The sequence below is a fragment of the Streptomyces sp. NPDC046860 genome (assembly GCF_040645115.1).
GTDB lineage: Bacteria > Actinomycetota > Actinomycetes > Streptomycetales > Streptomycetaceae > Streptomyces.
Map to the genome: position 1 here is coordinate 105,674 of NZ_JBEYXQ010000004.1, position 22,224 is coordinate 127,897.

The 22,224-nt window shown below is 72.0% G+C and carries 22 protein-coding genes; 16 read left to right on the forward strand and 6 right to left on the reverse strand.

The genetic code is table 11. From position 1 onward, the window contains the following. Positions 1-57 precede the first annotated feature (57 nt). The 3 genes from ABZ898_RS07990 to ABZ898_RS08000 all read left to right on the forward strand — a co-directional run bounded on the left by ABZ898_RS07990 (position 58) and on the right by ABZ898_RS08000 (position 3,650). Positions 58-1,851: a DEAD/DEAH box helicase gene (locus tag ABZ898_RS07990; protein WP_361654064.1), complete on the forward strand. Its 1,794-nt coding sequence runs from the start codon at positions 58-60 to the stop codon at positions 1,849-1,851. Positions 1,852-2,166: 315 nt separating this feature from the next. Further along, a complete protein-coding gene (locus ABZ898_RS07995) occupies positions 2,167-2,808 on the forward strand; it encodes a helix-turn-helix domain-containing protein (RefSeq protein ID WP_361654067.1) in 642 nt (213 codons plus the stop codon). Between the two features lie 50 nt (positions 2,809-2,858). Beyond that, positions 2,859-3,650, forward strand: coding sequence for a S16 family serine protease (locus ABZ898_RS08000; RefSeq protein ID WP_361654070.1), 792 nt, complete (start codon positions 2,859-2,861; stop codon positions 3,648-3,650). Between the two features lie 16 nt (positions 3,651-3,666). Here the strand turns inward: ABZ898_RS08000 and ABZ898_RS08005 are convergent, their stop codons facing one another. Then, positions 3,667-4,152 (reverse strand): Lrp/AsnC family transcriptional regulator, encoded by a 486-nt coding sequence (locus ABZ898_RS08005; protein ID WP_361654073.1) that lies wholly within the window; start codon positions 4,150-4,152, stop codon positions 3,667-3,669. A gap of 123 nt (positions 4,153-4,275) precedes the next feature. Between ABZ898_RS08005 and hppD the strand changes: the two genes are divergently transcribed. Further along, positions 4,276-5,421 (forward strand): 4-hydroxyphenylpyruvate dioxygenase, encoded by a 1,146-nt coding sequence (gene hppD / locus ABZ898_RS08010; RefSeq protein ID WP_361654076.1) that lies wholly within the window; start codon positions 4,276-4,278, stop codon positions 5,419-5,421. A gap of 53 nt (positions 5,422-5,474) precedes the next feature. Here the strand turns inward: hppD and ABZ898_RS08015 are convergent, their stop codons facing one another. After that, complete coding sequence (locus tag ABZ898_RS08015; protein ID WP_361654079.1) at positions 5,475-6,953, reverse strand: tetratricopeptide repeat protein; 1,479 nt, start codon at positions 6,951-6,953, stop codon at positions 5,475-5,477. A 92-nt stretch (positions 6,954-7,045) separates the two neighbouring features. Between ABZ898_RS08015 and ABZ898_RS08020 the strand changes: the two genes are divergently transcribed. Then, positions 7,046-8,461 carry an FAD-linked oxidase C-terminal domain-containing protein gene (locus ABZ898_RS08020; RefSeq protein WP_361654082.1) on the forward strand — a complete coding sequence of 472 codons (1,416 nt, stop codon included), beginning with the start codon at positions 7,046-7,048 and terminating at the stop codon, positions 8,459-8,461. 26 nt (positions 8,462-8,487) lie between these two features. Here ABZ898_RS08020 and ABZ898_RS08025 read toward each other — a convergent pair whose 3' ends face one another. After that, positions 8,488-8,901, reverse strand: a complete 414-nt coding sequence (locus ABZ898_RS08025; protein ID WP_361654085.1) for an SsgA family sporulation/cell division regulator — start codon at positions 8,899-8,901, stop codon at positions 8,488-8,490. 235 nt (positions 8,902-9,136) lie between these two features. On the opposite strand from ABZ898_RS08025, the gene ABZ898_RS08030 reads away from it, so the two are divergent. Together ABZ898_RS08030 and ABZ898_RS08035 are read left to right on the forward strand one after the other, a co-directional pair. Then, entirely contained in the window at positions 9,137-10,483 is a 1,347-nt protein-coding gene (locus tag ABZ898_RS08030; protein WP_361654087.1) for an RDD family protein, read from the forward strand. 59 nt (positions 10,484-10,542) lie between these two features. Continuing rightward, positions 10,543-11,304 carry an RDD family protein gene (locus ABZ898_RS08035; protein ID WP_361654090.1) on the forward strand — a complete coding sequence of 254 codons (762 nt, stop codon included), beginning with the start codon at positions 10,543-10,545 and terminating at the stop codon, positions 11,302-11,304. A 90-nt stretch (positions 11,305-11,394) separates the two neighbouring features. Here ABZ898_RS08035 and ABZ898_RS08040 read toward each other — a convergent pair whose 3' ends face one another. Beyond that, on the reverse strand, positions 11,395-11,685 hold the full coding sequence (locus ABZ898_RS08040; RefSeq protein ID WP_361654093.1) for a hypothetical protein: 291 nt from the start codon (positions 11,683-11,685) through the stop codon (positions 11,395-11,397). 371 nt (positions 11,686-12,056) lie between these two features. Between ABZ898_RS08040 and ABZ898_RS08045 the strand changes: the two genes are divergently transcribed. Beyond that, positions 12,057-14,414, forward strand: coding sequence for an immune inhibitor A domain-containing protein (locus ABZ898_RS08045; protein WP_361654095.1), 2,358 nt, complete (start codon positions 12,057-12,059; stop codon positions 14,412-14,414). Positions 14,415-14,535: 121 nt separating this feature from the next. Continuing rightward, entirely contained in the window at positions 14,536-14,841 is a 306-nt protein-coding gene (locus tag ABZ898_RS08050; RefSeq protein ID WP_361654098.1) for a hypothetical protein, read from the forward strand. Between the two features lie 31 nt (positions 14,842-14,872). On the opposite strand, the gene ABZ898_RS08055 is transcribed toward ABZ898_RS08050, so the two are convergent. Then, on the reverse strand, positions 14,873-15,466 hold the full coding sequence (locus ABZ898_RS08055) for an isochorismatase family protein (RefSeq protein ID WP_361654100.1): 594 nt from the start codon (positions 15,464-15,466) through the stop codon (positions 14,873-14,875). 96 nt (positions 15,467-15,562) lie between these two features. After that, positions 15,563-16,909, reverse strand: a complete 1,347-nt coding sequence (locus ABZ898_RS08060) for a nicotinate phosphoribosyltransferase (RefSeq protein WP_361654102.1) — start codon at positions 16,907-16,909, stop codon at positions 15,563-15,565. Between the two features lie 65 nt (positions 16,910-16,974). On the opposite strand from ABZ898_RS08060, the gene clpS reads away from it, so the two are divergent. The 7 genes from clpS to ABZ898_RS08095 all read left to right on the forward strand — a co-directional run bounded on the left by clpS (position 16,975) and on the right by ABZ898_RS08095 (position 22,156). Continuing rightward, entirely contained in the window at positions 16,975-17,283 is a 309-nt protein-coding gene (clpS, locus tag ABZ898_RS08065) for an ATP-dependent Clp protease adapter ClpS (RefSeq protein WP_361654105.1), read from the forward strand. A 10-nt stretch (positions 17,284-17,293) separates the two neighbouring features. Beyond that, positions 17,294-17,902 carry a DUF2017 domain-containing protein gene (locus ABZ898_RS08070; RefSeq protein ID WP_361654108.1) on the forward strand — a complete coding sequence of 203 codons (609 nt, stop codon included), beginning with the start codon at positions 17,294-17,296 and terminating at the stop codon, positions 17,900-17,902. A 372-nt stretch (positions 17,903-18,274) separates the two neighbouring features. Next, positions 18,275-19,693: an amino acid permease gene (locus ABZ898_RS08075; protein WP_361654111.1), complete on the forward strand. Its 1,419-nt coding sequence runs from the start codon at positions 18,275-18,277 to the stop codon at positions 19,691-19,693. A 145-nt stretch (positions 19,694-19,838) separates the two neighbouring features. Next, positions 19,839-20,261 carry a M67 family metallopeptidase gene (locus tag ABZ898_RS08080; RefSeq protein WP_361654114.1) on the forward strand — a complete coding sequence of 141 codons (423 nt, stop codon included), beginning with the start codon at positions 19,839-19,841 and terminating at the stop codon, positions 20,259-20,261. Between the two features lie 162 nt (positions 20,262-20,423). Next, positions 20,424-20,702, forward strand: a complete 279-nt coding sequence (locus tag ABZ898_RS08085) for a MoaD/ThiS family protein (protein WP_361654117.1) — start codon at positions 20,424-20,426, stop codon at positions 20,700-20,702. Between the two features lie 17 nt (positions 20,703-20,719). Beyond that, the gene (locus ABZ898_RS08090) at positions 20,720-21,670 is read left to right on the forward strand and encodes a cysteine synthase (RefSeq protein ID WP_361654120.1); all 951 of its coding nucleotides are present in this window, start codon (positions 20,720-20,722) and stop codon (positions 21,668-21,670) included. Positions 21,671-21,763: 93 nt separating this feature from the next. Continuing rightward, positions 21,764-22,156 (forward strand): hypothetical protein, encoded by a 393-nt coding sequence (locus ABZ898_RS08095; RefSeq protein WP_361654123.1) that lies wholly within the window; start codon positions 21,764-21,766, stop codon positions 22,154-22,156. The last annotated feature ends 68 nt before the right edge of the window (positions 22,157-22,224 follow it).

Consider the following 22,224-nt stretch of genomic DNA (forward strand, 5'->3'; position numbering starts at 1 on the left):
GGGTGGCCCGGTTGTCATACGTAGCCGAGCCGCCCTACGCCCCCACCCCCGGAGACCGTGACTACCACCGCCGCTTCCGTCTCGAACCATCTGTCCCCCGCCTTTCCCGGCCGTGCCCCCTGGGGTACCGCCAGCAAGCTGCGTGCCTGGCAGCAGGGGGCGCTGGACAAGTACATCCAGGAGCAGCCGCGCGACTTCCTCGCGGTCGCCACCCCCGGCGCCGGCAAGACGACCTTCGCGCTGACGCTCGCCTCCTGGCTGCTGCACCACCACGTCGTGCAGCAGGTGACCGTCGTCGCGCCGACCGAGCACCTGAAGAAGCAGTGGGCCGAGGCCGCCGCACGGATAGGCATCAAGCTCGACCCGGAGTACAGCGCGGGCCCGGTCGGCAGGGACTACCACGGCGTCGCCGTGACGTACGCCGGTGTCGGCGTCCGCCCCATGCTGCACCGCAACCGCTCCGAGCAGCGCAAGACCCTGGTGATCCTGGACGAGATCCACCACGCGGGCGACTCCAAGTCCTGGGGCGAGGCGTGCCTGGAGGCGTTCGAGCCCGCGACCCGGCGCCTGGCGCTGACCGGTACGCCGTTCCGCTCGGACACCAACCCGATCCCGTTCGTCGCCTACGAGGAGGGCAACGACGGCATCCGGCGCTCCGCCGCCGACTACACCTACGGCTACGGCAACGCGCTCGCCGACCACGTCGTCCGCCCCGTCATCTTCCTCAGCTACAGCGGCCAGATGCGCTGGCGCACCAAGGCGGGCGACGAGATCGCCGCCCGGCTCGGCGAGCCCATGACCAAGGACGCGGTCAGCCAGGCGTGGCGCACCGCGCTCGACCCGCGCGGCGAGTGGATGCCGAGCGTGCTGCGCGCCGCCGACCAGCGGCTCACCGAGGTGCGCAAGGCCATCCCGGACGCCGGCGCCCTGGTCATCGCCTCCGACCAGGACTCCGCCCGCGCCTACGCCAAGCTGATCCGCGAGATCACCGGCTCCAAGGCCACCCTGGTCCTCTCCGACGACGTCGGCGCCTCCAAGCGCATCGACGACTTCAGCGCGAGCAACGACCGCTGGATGGTCGCGGTCCGCATGGTGTCCGAGGGCGTCGACGTGCCCCGGCTCGCCGTCGGCGTGTACGCCACCACCATCTCCACCCCGCTGTTCTTCGCCCAGGCCGTCGGCCGTTTCGTGCGGTCCCGGCGGCGCGGCGAGACCGCGTCCGTCTTCCTGCCCACCGTCCCCGACCTGCTGACCTTCGCCAACGAGATGGAGAAGGAGCGGGACCACGCCCTCGACAAGCCGAAGAAGGCCGGCGAGGAGGACCCGTACGCCGAGTCCGAGAAGGAGATGGAGGAGGCGAACCGGCAGGAGGACGAGGACACCGGGGAGCAGGAGCAGTTCTCCTTCGAGGCGCTCGAGTCCGAGGCCGTCTTCGACCGCGTCCTCTACGACGGCGCCGAGTTCGGCATGCAGGCCCACCCGGGAAGCGAGGAGGAGCAGGACTACCTCGGCATCCCCGGACTGCTGGAGCCCGAGCAGGTGCAGCTGCTGCTGCAGAAGCGGCAGGCCCGGCAGATCGCGCACAGCAAGAAGCGCCCGGACACCGAGGCCGACCTGCTGGAGCTGCCCGCCGAGCGGCGCCCGGTGGTCAGCCACAAGGAGATGATGGAGCTGCGCAAGCAGCTCAACACCATGGTCAGCGCCTACGTCCACCAGAGCGGCAAGCCGCACGGCGTGATCCACACCGAGCTGCGCCGGGTCTGCGGCGGCCCGGCGAGCGCGGAGGCCACCGCCGGCCAGCTCAAGCAGCGCATCGCCAAGATGGGCGAGTGGGCCACCCGGATGCGCTGACCCGCGCGCGAACTCCTCACCGCCCCCGCGACCTCGCGGGGGCGGTACGCGTATGCGGACGAACACTGGCAGGTCGCGGCGGCCGATGACCGGATTCTGGACCGAGTCTTCCGCTGAGCGGACCGGCTCGCTACTGTCCCGCTACGCACACGCCCCGTGGCAGCGCCGCCGCGGAGCGCAGCCGTGAAGCGACGGGTCCGACAGCCGCCGGGCCGTCCTGCCGATCGGCGGCCTCTGAAACGCGTCGCCGACGGGGCTCGGTGACGCATCCGCCGCTCGGAGGACGCCGGCCTCACCGCAGAAGGAGGGGGCGTCGTGACCGCGGAGACCTCCCAGACGCTCGACCGGGGACTGCGCGTCCTCAAGCTGCTCGCCGACACCGACCACGGACTGACCGTCACCGAGCTGTCCGGCAGGCTCGGGGTGAACCGGACGGTGGTGTACCGGCTGCTGGCCACGCTGGAGCAGCACGCGCTCGTCCGCCGCGACCTCGGCGGCCGCGCCCGCGTCGGCCTCGGGGTGCTGCGCCTGGGCCGCCAAGTGCATCCGCTGGTACGCGAGGCGGCCCTGCCCGCGCTGCGCTCGCTGGCCGAGGACATCGGCGCCACGGCCCATCTGACCCTGGTCGACGGCACGGAGGCGCTCGCCGTCGCCGTGGTCGAGCCGACCTGGACCGACTACCACGTCGCCTACCGGGCCGGTTTCCGTCACCCGCTGGACCGCGGCGCGGCCGGGAAGGCCATCCTCGCCGCCCGGCAGTCCCCGGGCGCCGACCCCGACTGCGTCCTCACGCACGGCGAGCTGGAGGCCGGCGCGAGCGGCGCCGCCGCCCCCCTCCTCGGGGTCACCGGCGTGGAGGGCAGCGTGGGCGTGGTCATGCTGACCGACGCCGTCCCCGAACGCGTGGGCCCCCGCGTGGTGGAAGCGGCCAGAGAGGTCGCCGACGCCCTGCGGTAGGCCGCACCGCCCCTCCGTCCGGGACGGAGGCGGCGCGTTAGATTTACTCCGTGCTCTCTCGTCTCTCGCGTCCCCGGACCCTCGCCCTCTGCGCCCTGCCCGTGGCGGGCCTGCTCGCCGCGGCGGTCTTCGCGCCGCTGCCGTTCGCGGTGGCGCAGCCGGGGATGACGGCGAACGTGCTCGGGAAGAACGACGGGACGCCGGTGATCACCGTGTCCGGGGCGCCGGCCCGGAAGACCTCCGGCGAGCTGCGGATGACGACCATCGAGGCGACCTCGCCGGACACGCGGGTCTCCCTCGGGCAGGTGGCCGACAACTGGTTCCGCACCGACCGCGCGGTCATGCCGTACGACGCGGTGTACCCGACCGGCGACACCGTCGAGGAGATCGAGAAGCACAACAGCGCCCAGATGCGGCAGTCCCAGGACGCGGCGACCAGCGCGGCCCTGGACCACCTCGGCAAGGACCCCGGGGACGTGAAGGTCACGCTGCGGCTGGCCGACGTGGGCGGCCCCAGCGCGGGCCTGCTGTTCAGCCTCGGGATCATCGACAAGCTGGACGGCGACGGCAGCGGCGGCGACCTCACCGGCGGCCGCACCATCGCCGGTACCGGCACGATCGACGCGGACGGCAAGGTCGGCGCGGTCGGCGGGGTGGCCCTGAAGACGCAGGCCGCCCGGCGCGACGGCGCCACCGTCTTCCTGGTGCCGAAGGCCGAGTGCGCCGACGCCCACACCAACCTGCCCAAGGGGCTGCGCCTGATCCCGGTCACGAACCTCGACGGCGCGGTGGACTCGCTGGTGGCCCTGGAGAAGGGCACCGGCAAGGTCCCGAGCTGCTAGAGGGTGTCGTCAGCTGCTAGAGGGTGTCGTCGGAGAACTCCCCCGCCGCCTGCTCCACCAGCGGGATGATCCGCAGCGGTACCGGGTTCTCCATCACGATCGTCGTGGAGGCGCGGACGATCCCCTCGAAGCCGACCACGCGGTCGATGACCCGCTGCAGATCGGCGTTGGACCGGGCGACCAGCCGGCACAGCATGTCCCCGGTGCCGGTGGTGGTCAGCAGCTCCAGCACCTCCGGCACCCCCGCCAGGTGCGCCCGTACGTCCGGACCCTGCCCCTGGCGGATCTGCAGCGTGGCGAACGCGGTCACCGGATAGCCGAGCGCGGCCGGGTCGACCTGCGGCCCGAACCCCCGGATCACCCCGCGCGAGCGCAGCCGGTCCAGCCGCGCCTGCGCCGTGCCCCGCGCCACCCCGAGCCGCCGGGACATCTCCAGCACGCCGATGCGCGGCTCCTCGGCCAGCAGCACGATGATCCGCCCGTCCAGATGATCGATCGCCACGACGCCCTCCCGGGATGGTCATCCTGCACAGAAAGCCCGCCGGTACCGCCGTCCGGCTGAACAGACTGACCAGCGAATACGCGAACTATTGCGCACCTTGCAGGGCGGGGCCACCCTTCGAGCATGACGCAGACCACTCAGCACACTCCCGACACCGCCCGGCAGGCCGACCCCTTCCCGGTCAAGGGAATGGACGCGGTCGTCTTCGCCGTGGGCAACGCCAAGCAGGCCGCGCACTACTACTCCAGCGCGTTCGGCATGCGCCTGGTCGCCTACTCCGGACCGGAGAACGGCAGCCGGGAGACCGCCAGTTACGTCCTGGAGAACGGCGCCGCCCGGTTCGTGTTCACTTCGGTGATCCGCCCCAGCACCCCCTGGGGCGAGTTCCTCGACCGGCACGTCGCCGAGCACGGTGACGGCGTCGTGGACCTCGCCATCCAGGTCCCGGACGCCCGCGCCGCCTTCGCCCACGCCGTCGAGCGCGGCGCCCGCCCGCTCGTCGAGCCGCACGAGGTGAAGGACGAGCACGGCACCGTCGTCCTCGCCGCCATCGCCACCTACGGCGAGACCCGGCACACCCTGGTCGAGCGCACCGGCTACGACGGCCCGTACCTGCCCGGCTTCGTCGCCGCCACCCCGATGGTCGAGCCGCCGGCCCGCCGCACCTTCCAGGCCATCGACCACTGCGTCGGCAACGTCGAACTCGGCAAGATGGACGAGTGGGTGGCGTTCTACAACAACGTCCTCGGCTTCACGAACATGAAGGAGTTCGTGGGCGACGACATCGCCACCGAGTACAGCGCGCTGATGTCGAAGGTCGTCGCGGACGGCACCCTCAAGGTGAAGTTCCCGCTCAACGAGCCCGCCGTCGCCAAGAAGAAGTCCCAGATCGACGAGTACCTGGAGTTCTACGGCGGCCCCGGCGTCCAGCACATCGCGCTGGCCACCAACGACATCGTGGGCACGGTACGCACCATGCGCGCGGCCGGGGTGCAGTTCCTCGACACCCCGGACTCCTACTACGACACCCTCGGCGAGTGGGTCGGCGACACCCGGGTGCCGGTCGAGACCCTGCGCGAGCTGAAGATCCTCGCCGACCGCGACGAGGACGGCTACCTGCTGCAGATCTTCACCAAGCCGGTCCAGGACCGGCCGACGGTGTTCTTCGAACTCATCGAGCGCCACGGCTCGATGGGCTTCGGCAAGGGCAACTTCAAGGCCCTCTTCGAGGCCATCGAGCGGGAGCAGGAGAAGCGGGGCAACCTGTGATCCGCCTGCCATGAGACTGAGCCGGGGGCGCGGTGAGCGGTCGCGCCCCCGGCTCACAGGGCGTCGGCGGGCAGCGATCCGTCCTCCGCGTCACCCAGGTCCCGCAGCGCCGCCCGGGCCTCGGGCGCCCACAGCGGGGAGAACGCCGGGTTGACCAGCAGCGCGTCCTGAAGGTGGCGCCGCGCGGACCCGTACCGCTCCACCTCGATCTCGATCATGCCCCGGTGGAAGGCGTGCAGCGCGCTGCGCACCCCGCCGCCCTTGGCCTTGTCGGTCGCGGTGGTGGCGAACTTCAGCGCCTCCTCGTCCAGACCCGCCCGGTGCAGCGCCCAGCCCAGGGCGTCCGCCACCTCGATGCCGGGCTGGCGCTCGTACTCCGCCCGCAGCCGGGTCACCGCTTCCTGCGGGTCCCCGTGGTCCGCCTCCAGCCGGCCGAGCACCAGCTCCTCGTCGACCCCGCCGGCCGCCGCCTTCTCCGCCCGCTCGCGCACCAGTCCGTACTCCGTCCCGGCGTCCTGGGCGCGGTTCAGCGACTCGTACAGCTCGGCCAGCTCCAGGGTGGCCCGTGCGTCGGGCCGCGCGGCCAGGGCGGTGCGGTACGCGGTGAGCGCGTCCGTGGTGCGGCCCTGCGCGGCGAGGGCGCGGGCCCGGCCGACGCCCGCCGTCGCCTCGGCCGGGTCCAGCCGGAGCGCCTCCGTGAACTGGCGCAGGGCTTCCGCCGGTTCGCCCCGCTCCCACGCCAGCTGTCCGGCCCCGGCCCGGTAGGCGGCCTGCTCGGCCGGGGTGGCGGCGGCCGCCGCGGCGTCCGCCAGCTGGGCCGCCGCGTCCTCCCGCCAGCCCCGGTCCCGGTACACCGCCGACGCCCGCGCCATCACGGCGGGCCGGTCGGCCGGCGCGGTGCGCAGGGCCAGCAGCCGGTCCAGGGTGTTGCGGGCGGCGGTGTAGTCGCCGAGCCCGTTGTACGCGTCGATCAGCGGGGGGTACGCCGACCAGCGCTTCGGGTCCAGCTTGAGCGCCTGCTCCCCGTACCGCTTGGCCGAGGGGAAGTCGCGGCGGGTGTTGGCCAGGGCCGTCATCCCGGCCAGCGCCTCGGGGTTCTTCGTGGCGCGCGCCTTCAGCGAGGTGCCGAGGGCCCGCTCGGCGCGCGGGAGGTCCGCCGCGTCGGCCGTGCGCCGGGCCCGCGCCACGTAGGCCGCGCCGAGCACCGCCCAGGCGCGGGCGTCGGCCGGGCGGGCCCGCACCGCGCTCTCCTGCCGGGTGATCAGGTTCGTCAGGTCCGGCAGGGCCGCGGGGACGCCCGAGGTCACCGCCGTCAGCGCCCGCGCCTGCGGTCCGGGCGCGGGTGCCGGGGGGCGGTGCCGGAACGGCCGCGGCGCCTCCTGCGGCAGCAGCGTCAGCGCCGCGCCCGCCGCCGCGCCGCCCGCCACCACGGTGAGCAGCGCACGGCCCAGCCACCGTCCGGGGCGGCGCGGCTCAGGCTCGGCCACCAGGGACGTACCGGGCTCCGACTCGCCGTACTGTCTCTTCGCCATGACGGTCACTGTGCGTCAATATGACGACCACATCCGGGTGGCCCAAGCACGGCGCGTGCGGGGTTCACACCGATGGCCCCGAGTGCCAACCTGTGATCATGAGCCGTATCGAAGCGCCCCGCGACGAGGACACCGCGCCCGCCGAGAGTCTCACCGAACGGCTGCTGGCGGGGCTCCCCGCCGGGGCCGTGCTGACCGATCCCGATGTCACCGCCTCCTACGCCCACGACATGGCGAGCTTCTGCCCGGCCGGGGCCCCCGCCGCCGTGGTCCTGCCACGCACCGTCGAAGAGGTGCGGCACGTCATGCGCACCGCCACCGAGCTGCGGGTGCCGGTCGTCCCGCAGGGGGCCCGCACGGGGCTGTCCGGCGCGGCCAACGCCTCCGACGGGTGCATCGTGCTGTCGCTCACCAAGATGGACCGCATCCTGGAGATCAGCCCCGTCGACCGCATCGCCGTCGTCGAACCCGGCGTCGTCAACGCCGTGCTCTCCCGCGCGGTGGGCGAGCACGGCCTGTACTACCCGCCGGACCCCTCCAGCTGGGAGACCTGCACCATCGGCGGCAACATCGGCACCGCCTCCGGCGGCCTGTGCTGCGTCAAGTACGGGGTGACCGCCGAGTACGTCCTCGGCCTGGACGTCGTCCTCGCCGACGGCCGCCTGATGTCCACCGGCCGCCGCACCGCCAAGGGCGTCGCCGGGTACGACCTGACCCGGCTCTTCGTCGGCTCCGAGGGCTCGCTCGGCATCGTGGTCCGCGCCGTGCTCGCGCTCCGGCCCGAGCCACCCCGGCAACTGGTGCTGGCCGCCGAGTTCGCCACGGCCGCCGGGGCCTGCGACGCGGTGTGCCGGATCATGGCGGGCGGCCATGTGCCCTCGCTGCTGGAGATGATGGACCGCACCACCGTCAAGGCGGTCAACGACTTCGCCCGGATGGGTCTGCCCGAGACCACCGAGGCGCTGCTGCTGGCCGCCTTCGACACCCCGGACCCCGCCGCCGACCTCGCCGCCGTCGGCGCCCTGTGCGAGGCGGCCGGAGCCACCGGGGTGGTCGTCGCCGACGACGCCGCCGAGTCCGAACTCCTCCTCCAGGCGCGGCGGATGTCGCTGACCGCGCTGGAGGCGGTCAAGGGCACCACGATGATCGACGACGTGTGCGTGCCCCGCTCGAAGCTCGGCGCGATGCTGGAGGGCGTCGAGCGGATCGCCGCCAAGTACGACCTGACCATCGGCCTGTGCGCGCACGCCGGCGACGGCAACACCCACCCCACCGTCTGCTTCGACGCCCGCGACCCCGACGAGTCCCGCCGCGCCCGCGAGTCCTTCGACGAGATCATGGCCCTCGGCCTCGAACTCGGCGGCACCATCACCGGCGAGCACGGGGTGGGCGTGCTGAAGAAGGAGTGGCTGGCACGCGAACTCGGGCCCGTCGGCATGGAGATGCAGCGGGCCGTGAAGAACGTCTTCGACCCGCTCGGCATCCTCAACCCCGGCAAGCTGTTCTGACCCGAGCCGTCGTGCGCCGGGGCCCCTCACCGGGCCAGCAACTGGTCGAGCGCGTCGTCGATCCCGAGCCGCCCGGCCTCCGCGCCCGGCGGCACCGCCCGCAGCGTCCGCTCCAGCCAGGCGGACACCTGCGGGGTGGGCGCCTCCAGCAGGGCGTCGCCGTCCGGCGAGCTGAGCGCCATCAGGACCACGCTGCGGCCGTTCACCTTCGTCGGCCACACCCGCACGTCCCCGTGCCCGCACGGCCGGAACACGCCCTCCACCAGCAGCTCGCGGGCGAACGTCCAGTGCACGGGGGACTCGGAGTTGATGTGGAAGGTGATGTGGACGGCGCAGGGGTCGTCCGACCGGTAGGCGAGCCGGGCCGGGACCGCGATGCTCCGCTCGGGCGAGAGGATGAGCCTGAGCTCCAGTTCCCGCTCCACCACCGTGTGCTCCATGACCTGTCTCCTTCGTAGGACCGGGGGCCGCCATAACGGGCCCGTGCCAGGAGAGAGGGGGCAGGGGCGCGGTCATTACGCGGGTTCCCGGAGATTTTTTTCCAACCGGCCCCGCCGTGCCCCCACCGCGTCGCCCGGAAGGGGGCGGGTCCGGCAGGAGAGGGGTATGGGGCGCCCCGGGTCTGATAGATGTGGAGGCTCCCTTCCACCCCCGAGCAGATACGGGACGACGGACATGAGCGCCCCTACGCCGGCCCACGGTGACGACAGGCCCCGCGAGGGCTACTACCCGGACCCGTCCATCCCCGGCTACGTCCGCTACTGGAACGGCACCGCCTGGGTGCCCGGCACCAGTCGCCCCGCCCCCGCGGACGGCCGGCCGCTCACCGCGCCGTCGGCGCCCGGCCCCTCGGCTCCCGCCGTGGAGGAGACGGGTCCGCACTTCTTCGACGAGGGCGGCACCGCCGACGCCCCGGCGGCCCAGGGCGAGGCGGCCCCCGACACGTTCCTCTTCCGGCGCCCGACTCCGGGCCCGGCGGCGGACGTTCAGCGGGACGACGGGACGATGACGTTCCGCCGGGTGACGCCGGGGGCCGGTCCGGGCGGCGCGCCCGCGCAGGAGGCCGGAGCCCGGGGAGCGGCGGGAGGCGCCGGGGGAGAGGACCGGTCCGGGGCCGCGGGCTTCGGGCCCCCGCCCTCCGGTGGGGCCGGTCCCGTCGCGGGCTTCGGGCCCGCACCGGAACAAGGCGCGGCACACGGGTCCGCGGCCGGGTCCGGAGCCGGGGGTGCCTTCGCCGCCGGCGGCCCTGCCCGCGCGGGATCGGAGCCCGCACGGGCCGCCGTGGCCCCTCCGGTCCCGCCGCAGGGCACGCCCGGCGCGGCCGACCCGCGCCGGCCCGGCCCGCCCCCGCAGGCGGCCGTACCGTCCCCGGGGCTCCCGCCCCAGGCCGCGGGTCCCCTCGCCCCCGGGCCCGGCGGCGGTCAGGCGTCCTGGGCGCAGCAGGTGCACCGGCTCGCCGGGAGCGCCGAGGACCAGCCCGTGGTGCCCTGGAAGCCGCCCGTGGAGGACCCGTTCCTCGCGGTGGTCCGGCGTCAGGGGGAGGCCCGCCCGGCCGGGATGGGCAAGCGCGTCGCCGCCCGCCTGATCGACAACGCGTTCATCGGCGCGGTCACGGCGGCCGCGGCCGTGCCGCTCGGGGTGCGGGCCGTCGACCACGTCCAGAGCAAGATCGAGGCGGCCCGGCTGTCCGGCCGTACCGTCACCGTCTGGCTGCTCGACGGCACCACCGCGACCTCGCTCGGCATCGTGCTCGGCGTCCTGTTCGTCTTCGGCGTGGTGTACGAGGTGCTGCCGACCGCCCGTTGGGGCCGCACCCTGGGCAAGCGGCTGTGCGGCATCCAGGTCCGGGACATCGAGGCGCACGAGCCCCCGTCCTTCGGGGCCGCGCTGCGCCGCTGGCTCGTCTACAGCCTGCCCGGCGTGCTCCTCGTCGGGGTCGTCGGCGTGCTGTGGGGGCTGTTCGACCGGCCGTGGCGCCAGTGCTGGCACGACAAGGCGGCGCACACCTTCGTGGCCGAGTAGGTAGCCCGTACGGCCGCCCGCCGGGTGCGGCGCCCGGGTGTTCGCGGTCGACTCGGGCCATGAGCAGTGAACCGCCCCCCGGCTCCGGACCGCAGCCCCCCGACGACGACCCGCTGAGGAAGCGGCCCCCGTCGGACCAGGGGTCGGGCTCGCCGTACGACCGCCCGTACGGCGCCCAGCAGCCTCCGCCGCCCGGCGGTGAGCAGCCGCCCCCGCACGGCGCCGGCCAGCCCCCGCCCCAGGGCGGCGACCCCTACGGCTCCGGCGGCCCCTACGGCGGCGGGCCGCAGGGCGGCGGCCCTTACGGCGGCGGTCCCTACGGCGGTGGGCCGTACGGGGGCGGGCCGGGGCGTCCCGGCGACCCCCTCGCGGGAATGCCCCCGCTCGCGGACAGCGGCAAGCGCACCGTCGCCCGCATCATCGACATGATCATCGTCGGTATCGCCGTCTGGCTGCTGACCTGGGCGTTCGGGGTGCACCAGTACGACGTGAACGGCGACCGGATGGAGGTCGGCAAGTCGCTCGGCCAGTCCATCATCGCCGCCGTCCTCTACGTCGCCTACGACACCATCCTGATCGCCCGCACCGGACAGACGCTCGGCATGCGCTGGTTCAAGATGCGCGTGGCCAACCTCCATGACGGAGCCACGCCCTCGCCGCAGTCCTCGCTGATCCGGGCGCTTGTGCTGTGGCTGCCGTTCGCGTTCTGCTGCGCCTGCGTCTGGACCGCGATCTGCGGCGGCTGGAGCTACTTCGACCGCCCCTACAAGCAGGGTCTGCACGACAAGGCGGCCAGGACGGTGGTCGTCAGCACCACCTGACCGGGCCGGGGCGCGGCGCGCCGGAGCGGCGGGCGGGGGAGGAGTCCCCGGCCCGCCGCTCCGGCGTGGGCGGTGTGCTCGCGGCAGCCCTCAGGAGGCCGCGCGGCCGCGCACCGTGTCCCCCGAGGCGCCGACGGGACGGCGCCGTTCGGCCAGCCGGGCGGGCTCGGCCGGGTGCTGCTCGGCGGCGGCCGGGCGGCCCGGCCGCGAGCCCGGCAGCGGCACCGTCATGGCCACGAGCAGCCCGAGGGCGAGCGCGGCCAGCGCGATGACGGCGACCCCGATGCCCGAACCGGTCTGGGACAGGGCGAGCATGGCGACGGTGGAGAGGATCACGGTGCAGGAACCGTAGACGAGCTGTGCGACGGTCGGACGAGGCATGGCGATCGTGTCCTCGGAAGACGGGGGATGAGATGAACCTGGGTGCCATTTCGACTCTATTCGCGTGCATGCCCGAGTCCTGTGCCAGGTAAGCCACACCTCACCCCGGGGGGTGGTGCACAGGGGGCGCACGGAGTCATGGTCCGTCTCAACTGGGCTGATGCACGCGCCCGTTCAGTGGAAGCGGCTGTCCGCAAAGCGAACGCCCACTCCGCATAGTGCAGTTGTCCTGCACAAGTCAAGGTCTGTCTTTTCCGCTGAACCTCTAGTCAAATTACGGCACTTGACTACACGCGTTGATCGTGCGCGCACGGAATCTTCCAAGGTCCGGAACCCTCCTGCCGTGCGCGCGGCGCGGGGGAGGAAATCAAGTGACCAGCAGACCCTGGACGTTCAGAGCCGCGGCGATAGGCGTGGCCCTCGCGGCGTCGTCCGCCGGATTCGCCACGTTCGCCGTGGCCGAGGCCGGCACGATGGCCCGCCCGGCGGCCGAGAACCGGCACGACCCGGCCCCGGCCGGACAGCGGGAGCACGACCTCGACGGCCCGCTGAGCAAGACCCAGGACGCTCAGCGCCAGGAGGCCCTGAACCAGCTCATCGCCGGCAAGGCCGAGGCGAAGGAGCGCAACGGTTCCAAGGTCGTCCAGCTCCAGAGCAAGAAGGGCGACAGCAAGTACGTCGAGCTGAGCCGGGAGAAGACCGACAAGATCTTCACCATCCTGGTGGAGTTCGGGGACCAGACCGACCCGAAGTTCGGCGGCACCCCCGGCCCGCTGCACAACAAGATCGCCGCGCCGGACCGCAAGAAGGACAACTCCACGGCCTGGCAGGCGGATTACAACCAGAAGCACTACCAGGACCTCTACTTCGGCACCGGTGCCAAGACCGAGTCCCTGAAGAAGTACTACGAGAAGCAGTCCTCGGGCCGCTACTCGGTCGACGGCGAGGTCTCCGACTGGGTCAAGGTCCCCTTCAACGAGGCCCGTTACGGCAACAACGCCTGCGGTCAGACCAACTGCACCAGCGTGTGGAACGTCGTCAGCGACGGCCTGAAGTCCTGGGTCGCCGGGCAGAAGGCGGCCGGCAAGACCGACGCGGCCATCAAGGCGGACCTGGCCCAGTACGACCAGTGGGACCGCTACGACTTCGACGGCGACGGCAACTTCAACGAGCCGGACGGCTACGTCGACCACTTCCAGATCGTGCACGCCGGTGAGGACGAGTCCGCGGGTGGCGGCGCCGAGGGCGAGAACGCCATCTGGGCGCACCGCTGGTACGCGTTCGGCACCGACGCGGGCGCGACCGGCCCCACGGGCAACAAGCTCGGCGGCGCCCCGGTCGGCGACACCGGTGTCTGGGTCGGCGACTACACCATCCAGCCGGAGAACGGCGGACTCGGCGTCTTCGCCCACGAGTACGGCCACGACCTCGGTCTGCCGGACGAGTACGACACCGCCGGCGGCGACAACTCCACCGGTTTCTGGACCCTGATGTCCTCCGGCTCCTGGCTCGGCACGGGCAAGGAGGCCATCGGCGACCTGCCCGGCGACATGAACGCCTGGGACAAGCTGCAGCTCGGCTGGCTGACGTACGACACCGCCAAGGCGGGCGTCTCCTCCTGGCACAAGCTCGGTCTCGCGGAGTACAACACCAAGTACCGCCAGGCCCTGCTGGTCTCGCTGCCGGACAAGGCCGTCAAGACCGAGATCGTCACCCCCGCCCAGGGCGCGACCCAGTGGTGGAGCGGCAGCGGTGACAACCTCAAGAACACGCTGACCCGTTCGGTCGACCTGACCGGCAAGTCCAAGGCCACGCTCGGCCTGGACGGCTGGTACGACATCGAGGCCGGCTACGACTACCTCTACGCCGAGGTCTCCGCGGACGGTGCCAACTGGACCGCCCTGGACGGCACGGTGGACGGGCAGCCGATCCCGCGCGACGGCTCCGACAAGCCCGCGCTGACCGGCACGCTCGACGGCTACAAGAAGCTGTCGTACTCGCTGGACGCCTACGCGGGCAAGAAGATCCAGCTCCGCTTCCGCTACCAGACCGACGGCGGGGTCGCCCTCAAGGGCTTCGCGGCCGACGAGATCACGGTCACCGCGGACGGTGGGGCGCTGTTCTCCGACAACGCCGAGACGGCGGACGCCGCTTGGGCCGCGACCGGGTTCTCCCGCATCGGCGCGTCCTTCACCAAGGACTACAAGCAGTACTACCTCGCGGAGAACCGCCAGTACGTGTCGTACGACAAGACGCTGAAGGTCGGCCCGTACAACTTCGGTTACACCGGCACCGACCGGCCCGACTGGGTGGAGCACTACCCGTACCAGGACGGCCTGTTGATCTGGAAGTGGGACACCTCCCAGGCGGACAACAACACCAACGCCGACGCGCACCCGGGCACCGGTCTGATCCTGCCCATCGACGCCCACCCGAAGGCGCTGAAGTGGTCCGACGGGACGCTGCTGCGCAACCGGATGCAGGCGTACGACTCGCCCTTCTCGCTCGATCCGACGGACGGCATCACGCTGCACAAGGCGGGCGCCGCGACGAAGATCAAGGCGCAGAACGGGGTGTCGGTCTTCAACGACCGCACCCACACGTACTGGGACCCGTCGAACCCCACCGGCGGCGTCAAGATCACTGACACCAACACCAAGATCAAGATCAAGAAGCAGGCGGACGACGGCTCCACGATCGAGCTCGAAGTCGGCCCTGCGGTGAAGTAAGCGGAATCTTCGCAGGTCAGAGACGTATCGGCGGTGACCCCCTAGCGGGTCGCCGCCGATCGTGTTTAGGTGCGTCCTGTGGATCGCTTATTGACACCTACCCGGACGAGGATGTGACCGCATGGCCGCAGGAGGATTCTGCAAGCTGCCGAACGGGACGGTCGTGGTGGCCGTGAACCTGCCGCACGGCTCCGCCGGGGTACGGGTCCTCGTGCACGCGGGGAATCGTGCGAGGGCGCTCACCCGGCTGCGGAATCTCGGCCTGTGGTCGATCTACCTGCGGGGCAACGCGGCCCCGCCCACCCCGGACGAGGTGACCGCCGTCCTCCACCACCCCGACGGGCTCATATGGCGCACGGCCCCGACGGAGGGCACGGGCTTGTGGCGCCCCATCCGAGCACTGCGATCCTCTGCGGTTCCGCGATAGACGCCGGGCACGGCGGGTCCGCAGGGTGGGGCTAGGCGTTCACGACCGGCTTGCCCGTGAGCTGGACTCCTGCTTCGCGGAGGGACTCCAGTGCGCGGGCCGTCGTCTCCTGGGCCACGCCCGCCGTCAGTTCCAGCAGGACGTGGGTGCGGAAGCCCTCGCGGGCCGCGTCCAGGGCGGTGGCCCGTACGCAGTGGTCCGTGGCGATGCCGACCACGTCGACCTCCTCCACGCCCCGCTCGCGCAGCCACTCCGCCAGGGAGCGGCCGTTCTCGTCGGTGCCCTCGAACCCGCTGTAGGCGGCCGAGTACGCGCCCTTGTCGAAGACCGCGTCGACCGCGCCGGAGGCGACCGCCGGGGCGAAGTTCGGGTGGAAGCCCACCCCCTCCGTGCCCGCGACGCAGTGCGCGGGCCAGGAGTGGACGTAGTCCGGGTTGTCGGCGAAGTGACCGCCCGGTGCGATGTGGTGGTCACGGGTGGCCACCACGTGCCGGTAGCCGGACCCGGCCGCCTGGCCGATCAGCTCCGTGATCGCGGCGGCCACGTCGGCCCCACCGGCCACCGCGAGGCTGCCCCCCTCGCAGAAGTCGTTCTGCACATCTACGACGATCAACGCGCGGCGCATGGTGGTGTCCTTCGAGTGGGGTCCAAGGAATCGAGCCTAGAGACTTCCGGCCTCCGGCGGGAGGGGGCGTGAGGAGGGGCGTACGCCGCTCCCGCTCTAGCTACCCGAGGGCAGGTGGAGGTACTCCGTCGGAATGACGGGTTCCCCCCGCGAGAGCTGGGTGGCGGACAGCGGGAGGTTCCCCCGCGCCGCGATGTGCCGCTCACGCGCCGCGTCCAGCGGCTCACGCGCGACGACCTCGCCGCCCTTGACCAGCTCCACCAGCAGCTGCCGGTCGGCCAGCTCGTCCGGCACCGGCCCGGTGCCCACGACCTCCGCCTCCGCGACCCCGTACCGGTCCAGCCGCCGCGCCGCCCACTTGCGGCCGCCGATGGAGGTCTTGCCGCCGGTGGACTTCTTCGCCACCGGCACCAGCGGCGCCGAGGCGTCGGCGGACTCGGCGCGGGCGACCAGCTTGTAGACCATCGAGCAGGTCGGATGCCCCGAGCCGGTGACCAGCTGGGTGCCCACCCCGTACGCGTCCACCGGCGCCGCCGCCAGCGAGGCGATGGCGTACTCGTCCAGGTCGGAGGTGACCACGATCCGGGTGTCCCGCGCCCCCAGCTCGTCCAGCTGCTGCCGCACCCGGTGCGCGACCAGCAGCAGGTCGCCGGAGTCGATGCGCACCGCGCCCAGCCCGGGCCCGGCCACCTCCACCGCCGTGCGGACGGCCTCCGCGACGTCGTAGGTGTCCACCAGCAGGGTGGTGTCCGCGCCGAGGGCGTCGACCTGGGCGCGGAAGGCGTCCCGCTCCCGGTCGTGCAGCAGGGTGAAGGCGTGCGCGGAGGTCCCCACGGTCGGGATGCCGTACCGGAAGCCCGCCGCGAGGTCGGAGGTGGTGGCGAAACCGCCCACGTAGGCCGCGCGGGCCGCGGCGACGGCGGCCAGCTCGTGGGTGCGGCGGGCACCCATCTCGATCAGCGGCCGGCCGCCCGCGGCGGAGGACATCCGGGAGGCGGCGGCCGCGATGGCCGAGTCGTGGTTGAGGATGGAGAGGATCACCGTCTCCAGCAGCACGCACTCCGCGAAGCTGCCCTCGACCCGCAGCAGCGGCGAGCCGGGGAAGTAGACCTCGCCCTCCGGGTAGCCCCAGATGTCGCCCTGGAAGCGGTAGTCCGCCAGCCACGTCAGGGTGGCCTCGTCGACGATCCCCCGCTCGCGGAGGAAGGCCAGCATCCCGGCGTCGAAGCGGAAGTTCGCCACCGCGTCCAGCACCCGTCCGGTGCCCGCCACCACCCCGTAGCGGCGGCCGTGCGGCAGCCGCCGGGTGAAGACCTCGAACACGCTGTGCCGCTCGGCCGTCCCGGCCTTCAGGGCGGCTTGCAGCATGGTCAGCTCGTACTGGTCCGTGAAGAGCGCCGTCGACGGGACTTCGACCGGCAGCCCAAGGTCCGCTGTGTTCATGACGATGAAGCGTACTCCCATTTCGTCAGTGTGACGATTTCAGGGCCGCGTGGCAGCATGGCGGTGTGACGTCACCCGCGCCCGTAGAGATCGAACGCACCGAACCGGCGGAGGAGACCTTCGCCGTACCCGAGCCGGACGTCCCCTGGATCACGATCGTCCACAATGATCCGGTCAACCTCATGAGCTATGTGACCTACGTCTTCCAGTCGTACTTCGGCTACTCCAAGGACAAGGCCACCGAGCTCATGCTCGACGTCCACCACAAGGGCCGGGCGGTCGTCTCCAGCGGGAGCCGCGAGGAGATGGAGCGCGACGTGCAGGCGATGCACGGCTACGGACTGTGGGCCACCCTCCAGCAGGACCGGAAGTAAACCGACACTGATGCCCGGACACTTCGAACCGCTCCCCGGCGGCGGCGCGGCCGTCGCGCTCGACGAGGTCGAGATCTCCATCATCCGCTCGCTGGCCGTGCAGCTCCTGGAGCTGATCGGACCCGGCCCCGCCGAGGACGCCGGCGAGGACCCGCTCGCCCAGCTGTTCGCCGAGGGCCCCAGCGAGCCGCCCGCCGACCCGGTGCTGCGCAGGCTCTTCCCCGACGCCTACACCGACCCCGCGCACGAGCCGGGCGATCCCGTCGAGGCCGAGGAGCGGCGCGCGCACTCCGCCGAGTTCCGCCGCTACACCGAGAACGACCTGCGGGCCGGCAAGCGGGAGAACGCCCTGGCGGTCATCCGCACCCTGGACAGGATCGCGTCCTCGGCCGAGGGCGGCGAGGCGGTGCTCGAACTGTCCCCGGAGGGGTCCCGGCAGTGGCTCGGCGCCCTGAACGACCTGCGCCTGGCGATCGGTTCCCGGCTGGAGATCTCCGACGAGGACGACACCGACCCGCTCTACCGCCTCCCGGACGACGACCCGCGCAAGCCCATGGTGCTCGCCTATCTCTGGCTCGGCGGCCTCCAGGAGACCCTGGTCTCGACCCTGATGCCGTAGGGCGTGTCCGAAAGGGGCGGACAAGGAGTGATTTTCCTGTTCGCTCAGAGGACGCTCAACTCCGGATAACGATCGCGTCACCGTTGCGGCCGCTTTTGCCGCGTTTGGTCGCACTTTGTCCGGTTCTTCCTGTGTCGTGCGCCACAAGGCCCCCGTGGACGCCTCTTTGCTCAATATTGCGGTCGTGATAAATCTGCACGATCGCCCGGCGAACACCACCCATGTTCGGCCGGGTGCGCCACCGAGCCGGCGACCGCCGGCCAGGCAACGAGCGGGTCGCTGACCTGCTCACTCCATCAGTTCCGGGGGGATCGAGACCCGATCCGAGGCCGAGCGAAGGCCACGGGTCGGCATGGAGAAAGGCGCACCACCATGGCCTCTGAGAAGGTCACCGAAGCTCCTGAAGAGGGGTACGAGCGAGGGCTCGGCAGCCGTCAGGTCCAGATGATCGCCATCGGTGGCGCCGTCGGAGTGGGCCTGTTCCTGGGCGCCGGGGCGAACATCGCCAAGGCGGGTCCCAGCCTCATCCTCATGTACGCGCTCGCGGGCGCGATCATCTTCTTCATCATGCGAGCCCTGGGCGAGCTGCTGCTCTACCGCCCGGTCTCCGGCTCGTTCGCCGAGTACTCGCGCGAGTTCCTCGGCCCGTTCTTCGGCTACTTCACCGGCTGGACGTACTGGCTGATGTGGGTCGTCACCGGCATGGCCGAGCTGACGGCCGCCGCGATCTACGTCAACTACTGGTTCCCGGCCGTCCCGCAGTGGGTCACGGCGCTGGTCTTCCTGGTGGTCCTGTTCGGCGTCAACCTGATCTCCGTGAAGCTCTTCGGTGAGCTGGAGTTCTGGTTCTCGATGGTCAAGGTCACCGCCCTGATCGGCATGATCGTCATCGGCCTCGGCGTGCTGACCTTCGGCTTCAGCGCCGCCGGTGACACCGCCTCGGTGGCGAACCTCTACCAGTTCGACGGCTTCTTCCCCAAGGGCGTCGGCTCCTCGCTGATGACGCTCCAGGGCGTCATGTTCGCCTACCTCGCGGTCGAGCTGGTCGGCGTCACCGCCGGCGAGTCCGAGGACCCGGAGAAGACGCTGCCCAAGGCGATCAACACCCTGCCCTGGCGCATCGCGCTGTTCTACGTCGGTGCCCTCACCGTCATCCTCTGCGTGGTCAAGTGGACCGAGTTCGCGCCGGGCGTCAGCCCGTTCGTGAAGGCGTTCGCCATGATCGGCATCCCGGCCGGCGCCGGCATCGTGAACTTCGTCGTCCTCACCGCCGCGCTGTCCTCCTGCAACTCCGGCATGTACTCCACGGGCCGCATGCTGCGCACCCTGGCGGACAACGGCGAGGCCCCGCGCGTCTTCGCCAAGCTCTCCTCCACCAAGACCCCGGCGCTCGGCATCACCGTCTCGGTGCTGTTCATGGGCATCGGCGTGGTGCTGAACTACGTCGTCCCGGAGAAGGCGTTCGGCTACGTCACCTCGGTCGCCACCGCCGCGGGCATCTGGACCTGGCTGATGATCCTCATCAGCCACGTGCTCTACCGCCGCGCGGTCGTCGCGGGCAAGCTGCCCGCCTCGTCCTTCCCGGCGCCCGGCGGCTCGGTCTTCTCCTACGTCGCCATCGTCTTCCTGCTCTTCGTCACCGGCATCATCGCGTACGATGCCGACTCCCGCGTCTGCCTGTACGTCATGGCCGTCTGGGCCGTCGCGCTCGGGATCGGCTGGCAGATCATGAAGTCCCGCACGCCGCAGAGCGACGAGCGTGACGAGCCGGCGCTGGAGAAGGTGGGCTAGACCCGCCACAAAGGGCCATCGAGGACGCCTGGCCGCCGGGAGTACTCGTGGCACCCCCGGCGGCCGCCGCTCAGGGCGTCCGCCATGCGGGCCGTCCCGTACCGCACTGCGGTACGGGACGGCCCGTCCCCCTATCCTGGCCCGCATGCTGACCATCACCAAGGACCTGCACGACCGGATCGTCGCCCACGCGCGCGCGGACCACCCCGACGAGGCGTGCGGAGTGGTGGCCGGGCCGGAGGGCGCCGGGCGCCCCGAGCGCTTCATCCCGATGCTGAACGCCGCGCGCTCGCCCACGTTCTACGAGTTCGACTCCCAGGACCTGCTGAAGCTCTACCGCGAGATGGACGACCGCGACGAGGAGCCGGTGGTCATCTACCACTCCCACACCGCGACCGAGGCGTACCCCTCCCGCACCGACATCGGCTACGCGAACGAGCCCGGCGCGCACTACGTGCTGGTCTCCACGGCGGACGCCGACGGCCTCGGCGACTTCCAGTTCCGGTCGTTCCGCATCCTGGACGGTGAGGTCACCGAGGAGGAGGTCGAGGTCGTCGAGGCGTACTGATCCCACTCTCCGGTCGGAAACCGTCCGGCATCCGGGACGGGATTCCGGTCGGTGGACCGGGAATCGATACGATGAGCCCATGGTTCTGACAGTGGTGCGCGCCTTCTGCTGACGTACCGAGCCGCAGCCCCGACGAACACCTTCGAACAGGAGCCCGCAACCATGGCCATCGAGGTCCGCATCCCGACCATCCTCCGCCAGTACACCGACGGCCAGAAGGCGGTCGAAGGCGCCGGGGAGACCCTCGCCGACCTGTTCGCCGACCTCGAGACCCGGCACGCGGGCATCCAGGACCGCGTGGTGGACGGCGGAAAGCTGCGCCGCTTCGTCAACGTCTACCTGAACGACGAGGACGTCCGCTTCGTCGACGGCATCGACACCAAGCTGTCGGACGGCGACACCGTGACCATCCTGCCGGCCGTGGCCGGCGGCATGGCCTGATCGGCCGCAGCGCTCCCATGCGTTACGACTCCCCGCTGGCCGCGGTGGGCAACACCCCTCTGGTGCGCCTGCCGCGGCTCTCGCCGTCCCCCGACGTCCGGATCTGGGCCAAGCTGGAGGACCGCAATCCGACCGGCTCCGTCAAGGACCGGCCCGCCCTGCACATGATCGAGCAGGCGGAGAAGGACGGCCGGCTCACCCCGGGCTGCACGATCCTGGAGCCCACCTCCGGCAACACCGGCATCTCCCTCGCCATGGCCGCCAAGCTCAAGGGCTACCGCATGGTGTGCGTGATGCCGGAGAACACCTCCCGCGAGCGCCGCGACCTGCTCGGCATGTGGGGCGCGGAGATCATCCCGTCCCCGGCCGCCGGCGGCTCCAACACCGCCGTCCGGGTCGCCAAGGAACTGGCCGCGGAGCACCCGGACTGGGTGATGCTCTACCAGTACGGCAACCCCGACAACGCGGGCGCCCACTACGCCACGACCGGCCCGGAGATCCTGGCCGACCTGCCCTCCGTCACCCACTTCGTCGCGGGCCTCGGCACCACGGGCACCCTGATGGGCGTCGGCCGCTACCTGCGCGAGCAGAAGCCGGACGTGAAGATCGTCGCCGCCGAGCCGCGCTACGACGACCTGGTGTACGGCCTGCGCAACCTCGACGAGGGCTTCGTGCCCGAGCTGTACGACGCCTCCGTGCTCACCACCCGCTTCTCCGTCGGCTCGGCGGACGCGGTGGCCCGCACCCGCGAACTCCTCCAGCAGGAGGGCATCTTCGCGGGCGTCTCCACCGGCGCGGTGCTGCACGCGGCACTCGGGGTGGGCCGCAAGGCGGTCAAGGCGGGGGAGAGCGCGGACATCGCCTTCGTCGTCGCCGACGGCGGCTGGAAGTACCTCTCCACCGGGGTCTACACGGCGGCCACCACCGAAGAGGCCGTCGAGACCCTGCAAGGCCAGCTCTGGGCCTGAGGCCCCCCGCGGGAGCCGTCCAGGGCGGTCGCGCGTCACACCGGTACCAGTGGTGCCGGTGTCCCGGCCGGCCCCGGACGGAGAGGCGGACCCATGCGCCGTACGACAGCCCCTGCCCTCGCCGCGCTCGCGGCGGCCCTGCTGCTCGCGGGGTGCGGGACGGACCGGAGCGACGCGGGCGGGACGGTGTCGCCGAAGCCGTCCCGCGAGTCCTGTGCGAGCGCGCTCCGGCTGACCGCCGCCGACTCCGGCCGCACCCTGTGCCTGGCCGAGGGCGGTGAGCTGCGGCTCTCCCTCGACGGCGACAAGGCCCGCCCCTGGAAGCCGGTCCGGGCCGAGGGCGCCGCGCTGACCGCGATCAACTCCGGCTTCGTCCTCCAGCCGGGCGACGCCAGCGCCGCCTACCGCGCGCAGCGGACCGGCACCGTCGAACTGACCTCCACCCGTGGCGACGAGCGCTGGCAGGTGACCGTCCGGGTCGGCTGACCGGCCGGACGCGGACGGCCCGTCAACTCCCCCGACGGCGGTGTGGGGTGCCCCGCAGGGGAGTTGAC

Excerpts from the sequence above, each read along its gene's own strand:
- hppD (WP_361654076.1), top strand. The coding sequence starts at position 4,276 with ATGACGCAGACCACTCAGCACACTCCCGACACCGCCCGGCAGGCCGAC.
- ABZ898_RS08015 (WP_361654079.1), bottom strand. The coding sequence starts at position 6,953 with ATGGCGAAGAGACAGTACGGCGAGTCGGAGCCCGGTACGTCCCTGGTG.
- ABZ898_RS08025 (WP_361654085.1), bottom strand. The coding sequence starts at position 8,901 with ATGGAGCACACGGTGGTGGAGCGGGAACTGGAGCTCAGGCTCATCCTC.
- ABZ898_RS08030 (WP_361654087.1), top strand. The coding sequence starts at position 9,137 with ATGAGCGCCCCTACGCCGGCCCACGGTGACGACAGGCCCCGCGAGGGC.
- ABZ898_RS08035 (WP_361654090.1), top strand. The coding sequence starts at position 10,543 with ATGAGCAGTGAACCGCCCCCCGGCTCCGGACCGCAGCCCCCCGACGAC.
- ABZ898_RS08040 (WP_361654093.1), bottom strand. The coding sequence starts at position 11,685 with ATGCCTCGTCCGACCGTCGCACAGCTCGTCTACGGTTCCTGCACCGTG.
- ABZ898_RS08050 (WP_361654098.1), top strand. The coding sequence starts at position 14,536 with ATGGCCGCAGGAGGATTCTGCAAGCTGCCGAACGGGACGGTCGTGGTG.
- ABZ898_RS08055 (WP_361654100.1), bottom strand. The coding sequence starts at position 15,466 with ATGCGCCGCGCGTTGATCGTCGTAGATGTGCAGAACGACTTCTGCGAG.
- ABZ898_RS08060 (WP_361654102.1), bottom strand. The coding sequence starts at position 16,909 with ATGAACACAGCGGACCTTGGGCTGCCGGTCGAAGTCCCGTCGACGGCG.
- ABZ898_RS08070 (WP_361654108.1), top strand. The coding sequence starts at position 17,294 with ATGCCCGGACACTTCGAACCGCTCCCCGGCGGCGGCGCGGCCGTCGCG.
- ABZ898_RS08075 (WP_361654111.1), top strand. The coding sequence starts at position 18,275 with ATGGCCTCTGAGAAGGTCACCGAAGCTCCTGAAGAGGGGTACGAGCGA.
- ABZ898_RS08080 (WP_361654114.1), top strand. The coding sequence starts at position 19,839 with ATGCTGACCATCACCAAGGACCTGCACGACCGGATCGTCGCCCACGCG.
- ABZ898_RS08085 (WP_361654117.1), top strand. The coding sequence starts at position 20,424 with ATGGCCATCGAGGTCCGCATCCCGACCATCCTCCGCCAGTACACCGAC.
- ABZ898_RS08090 (WP_361654120.1), top strand. The coding sequence starts at position 20,720 with ATGCGTTACGACTCCCCGCTGGCCGCGGTGGGCAACACCCCTCTGGTG.
- ABZ898_RS08095 (WP_361654123.1), top strand. The coding sequence starts at position 21,764 with ATGCGCCGTACGACAGCCCCTGCCCTCGCCGCGCTCGCGGCGGCCCTG.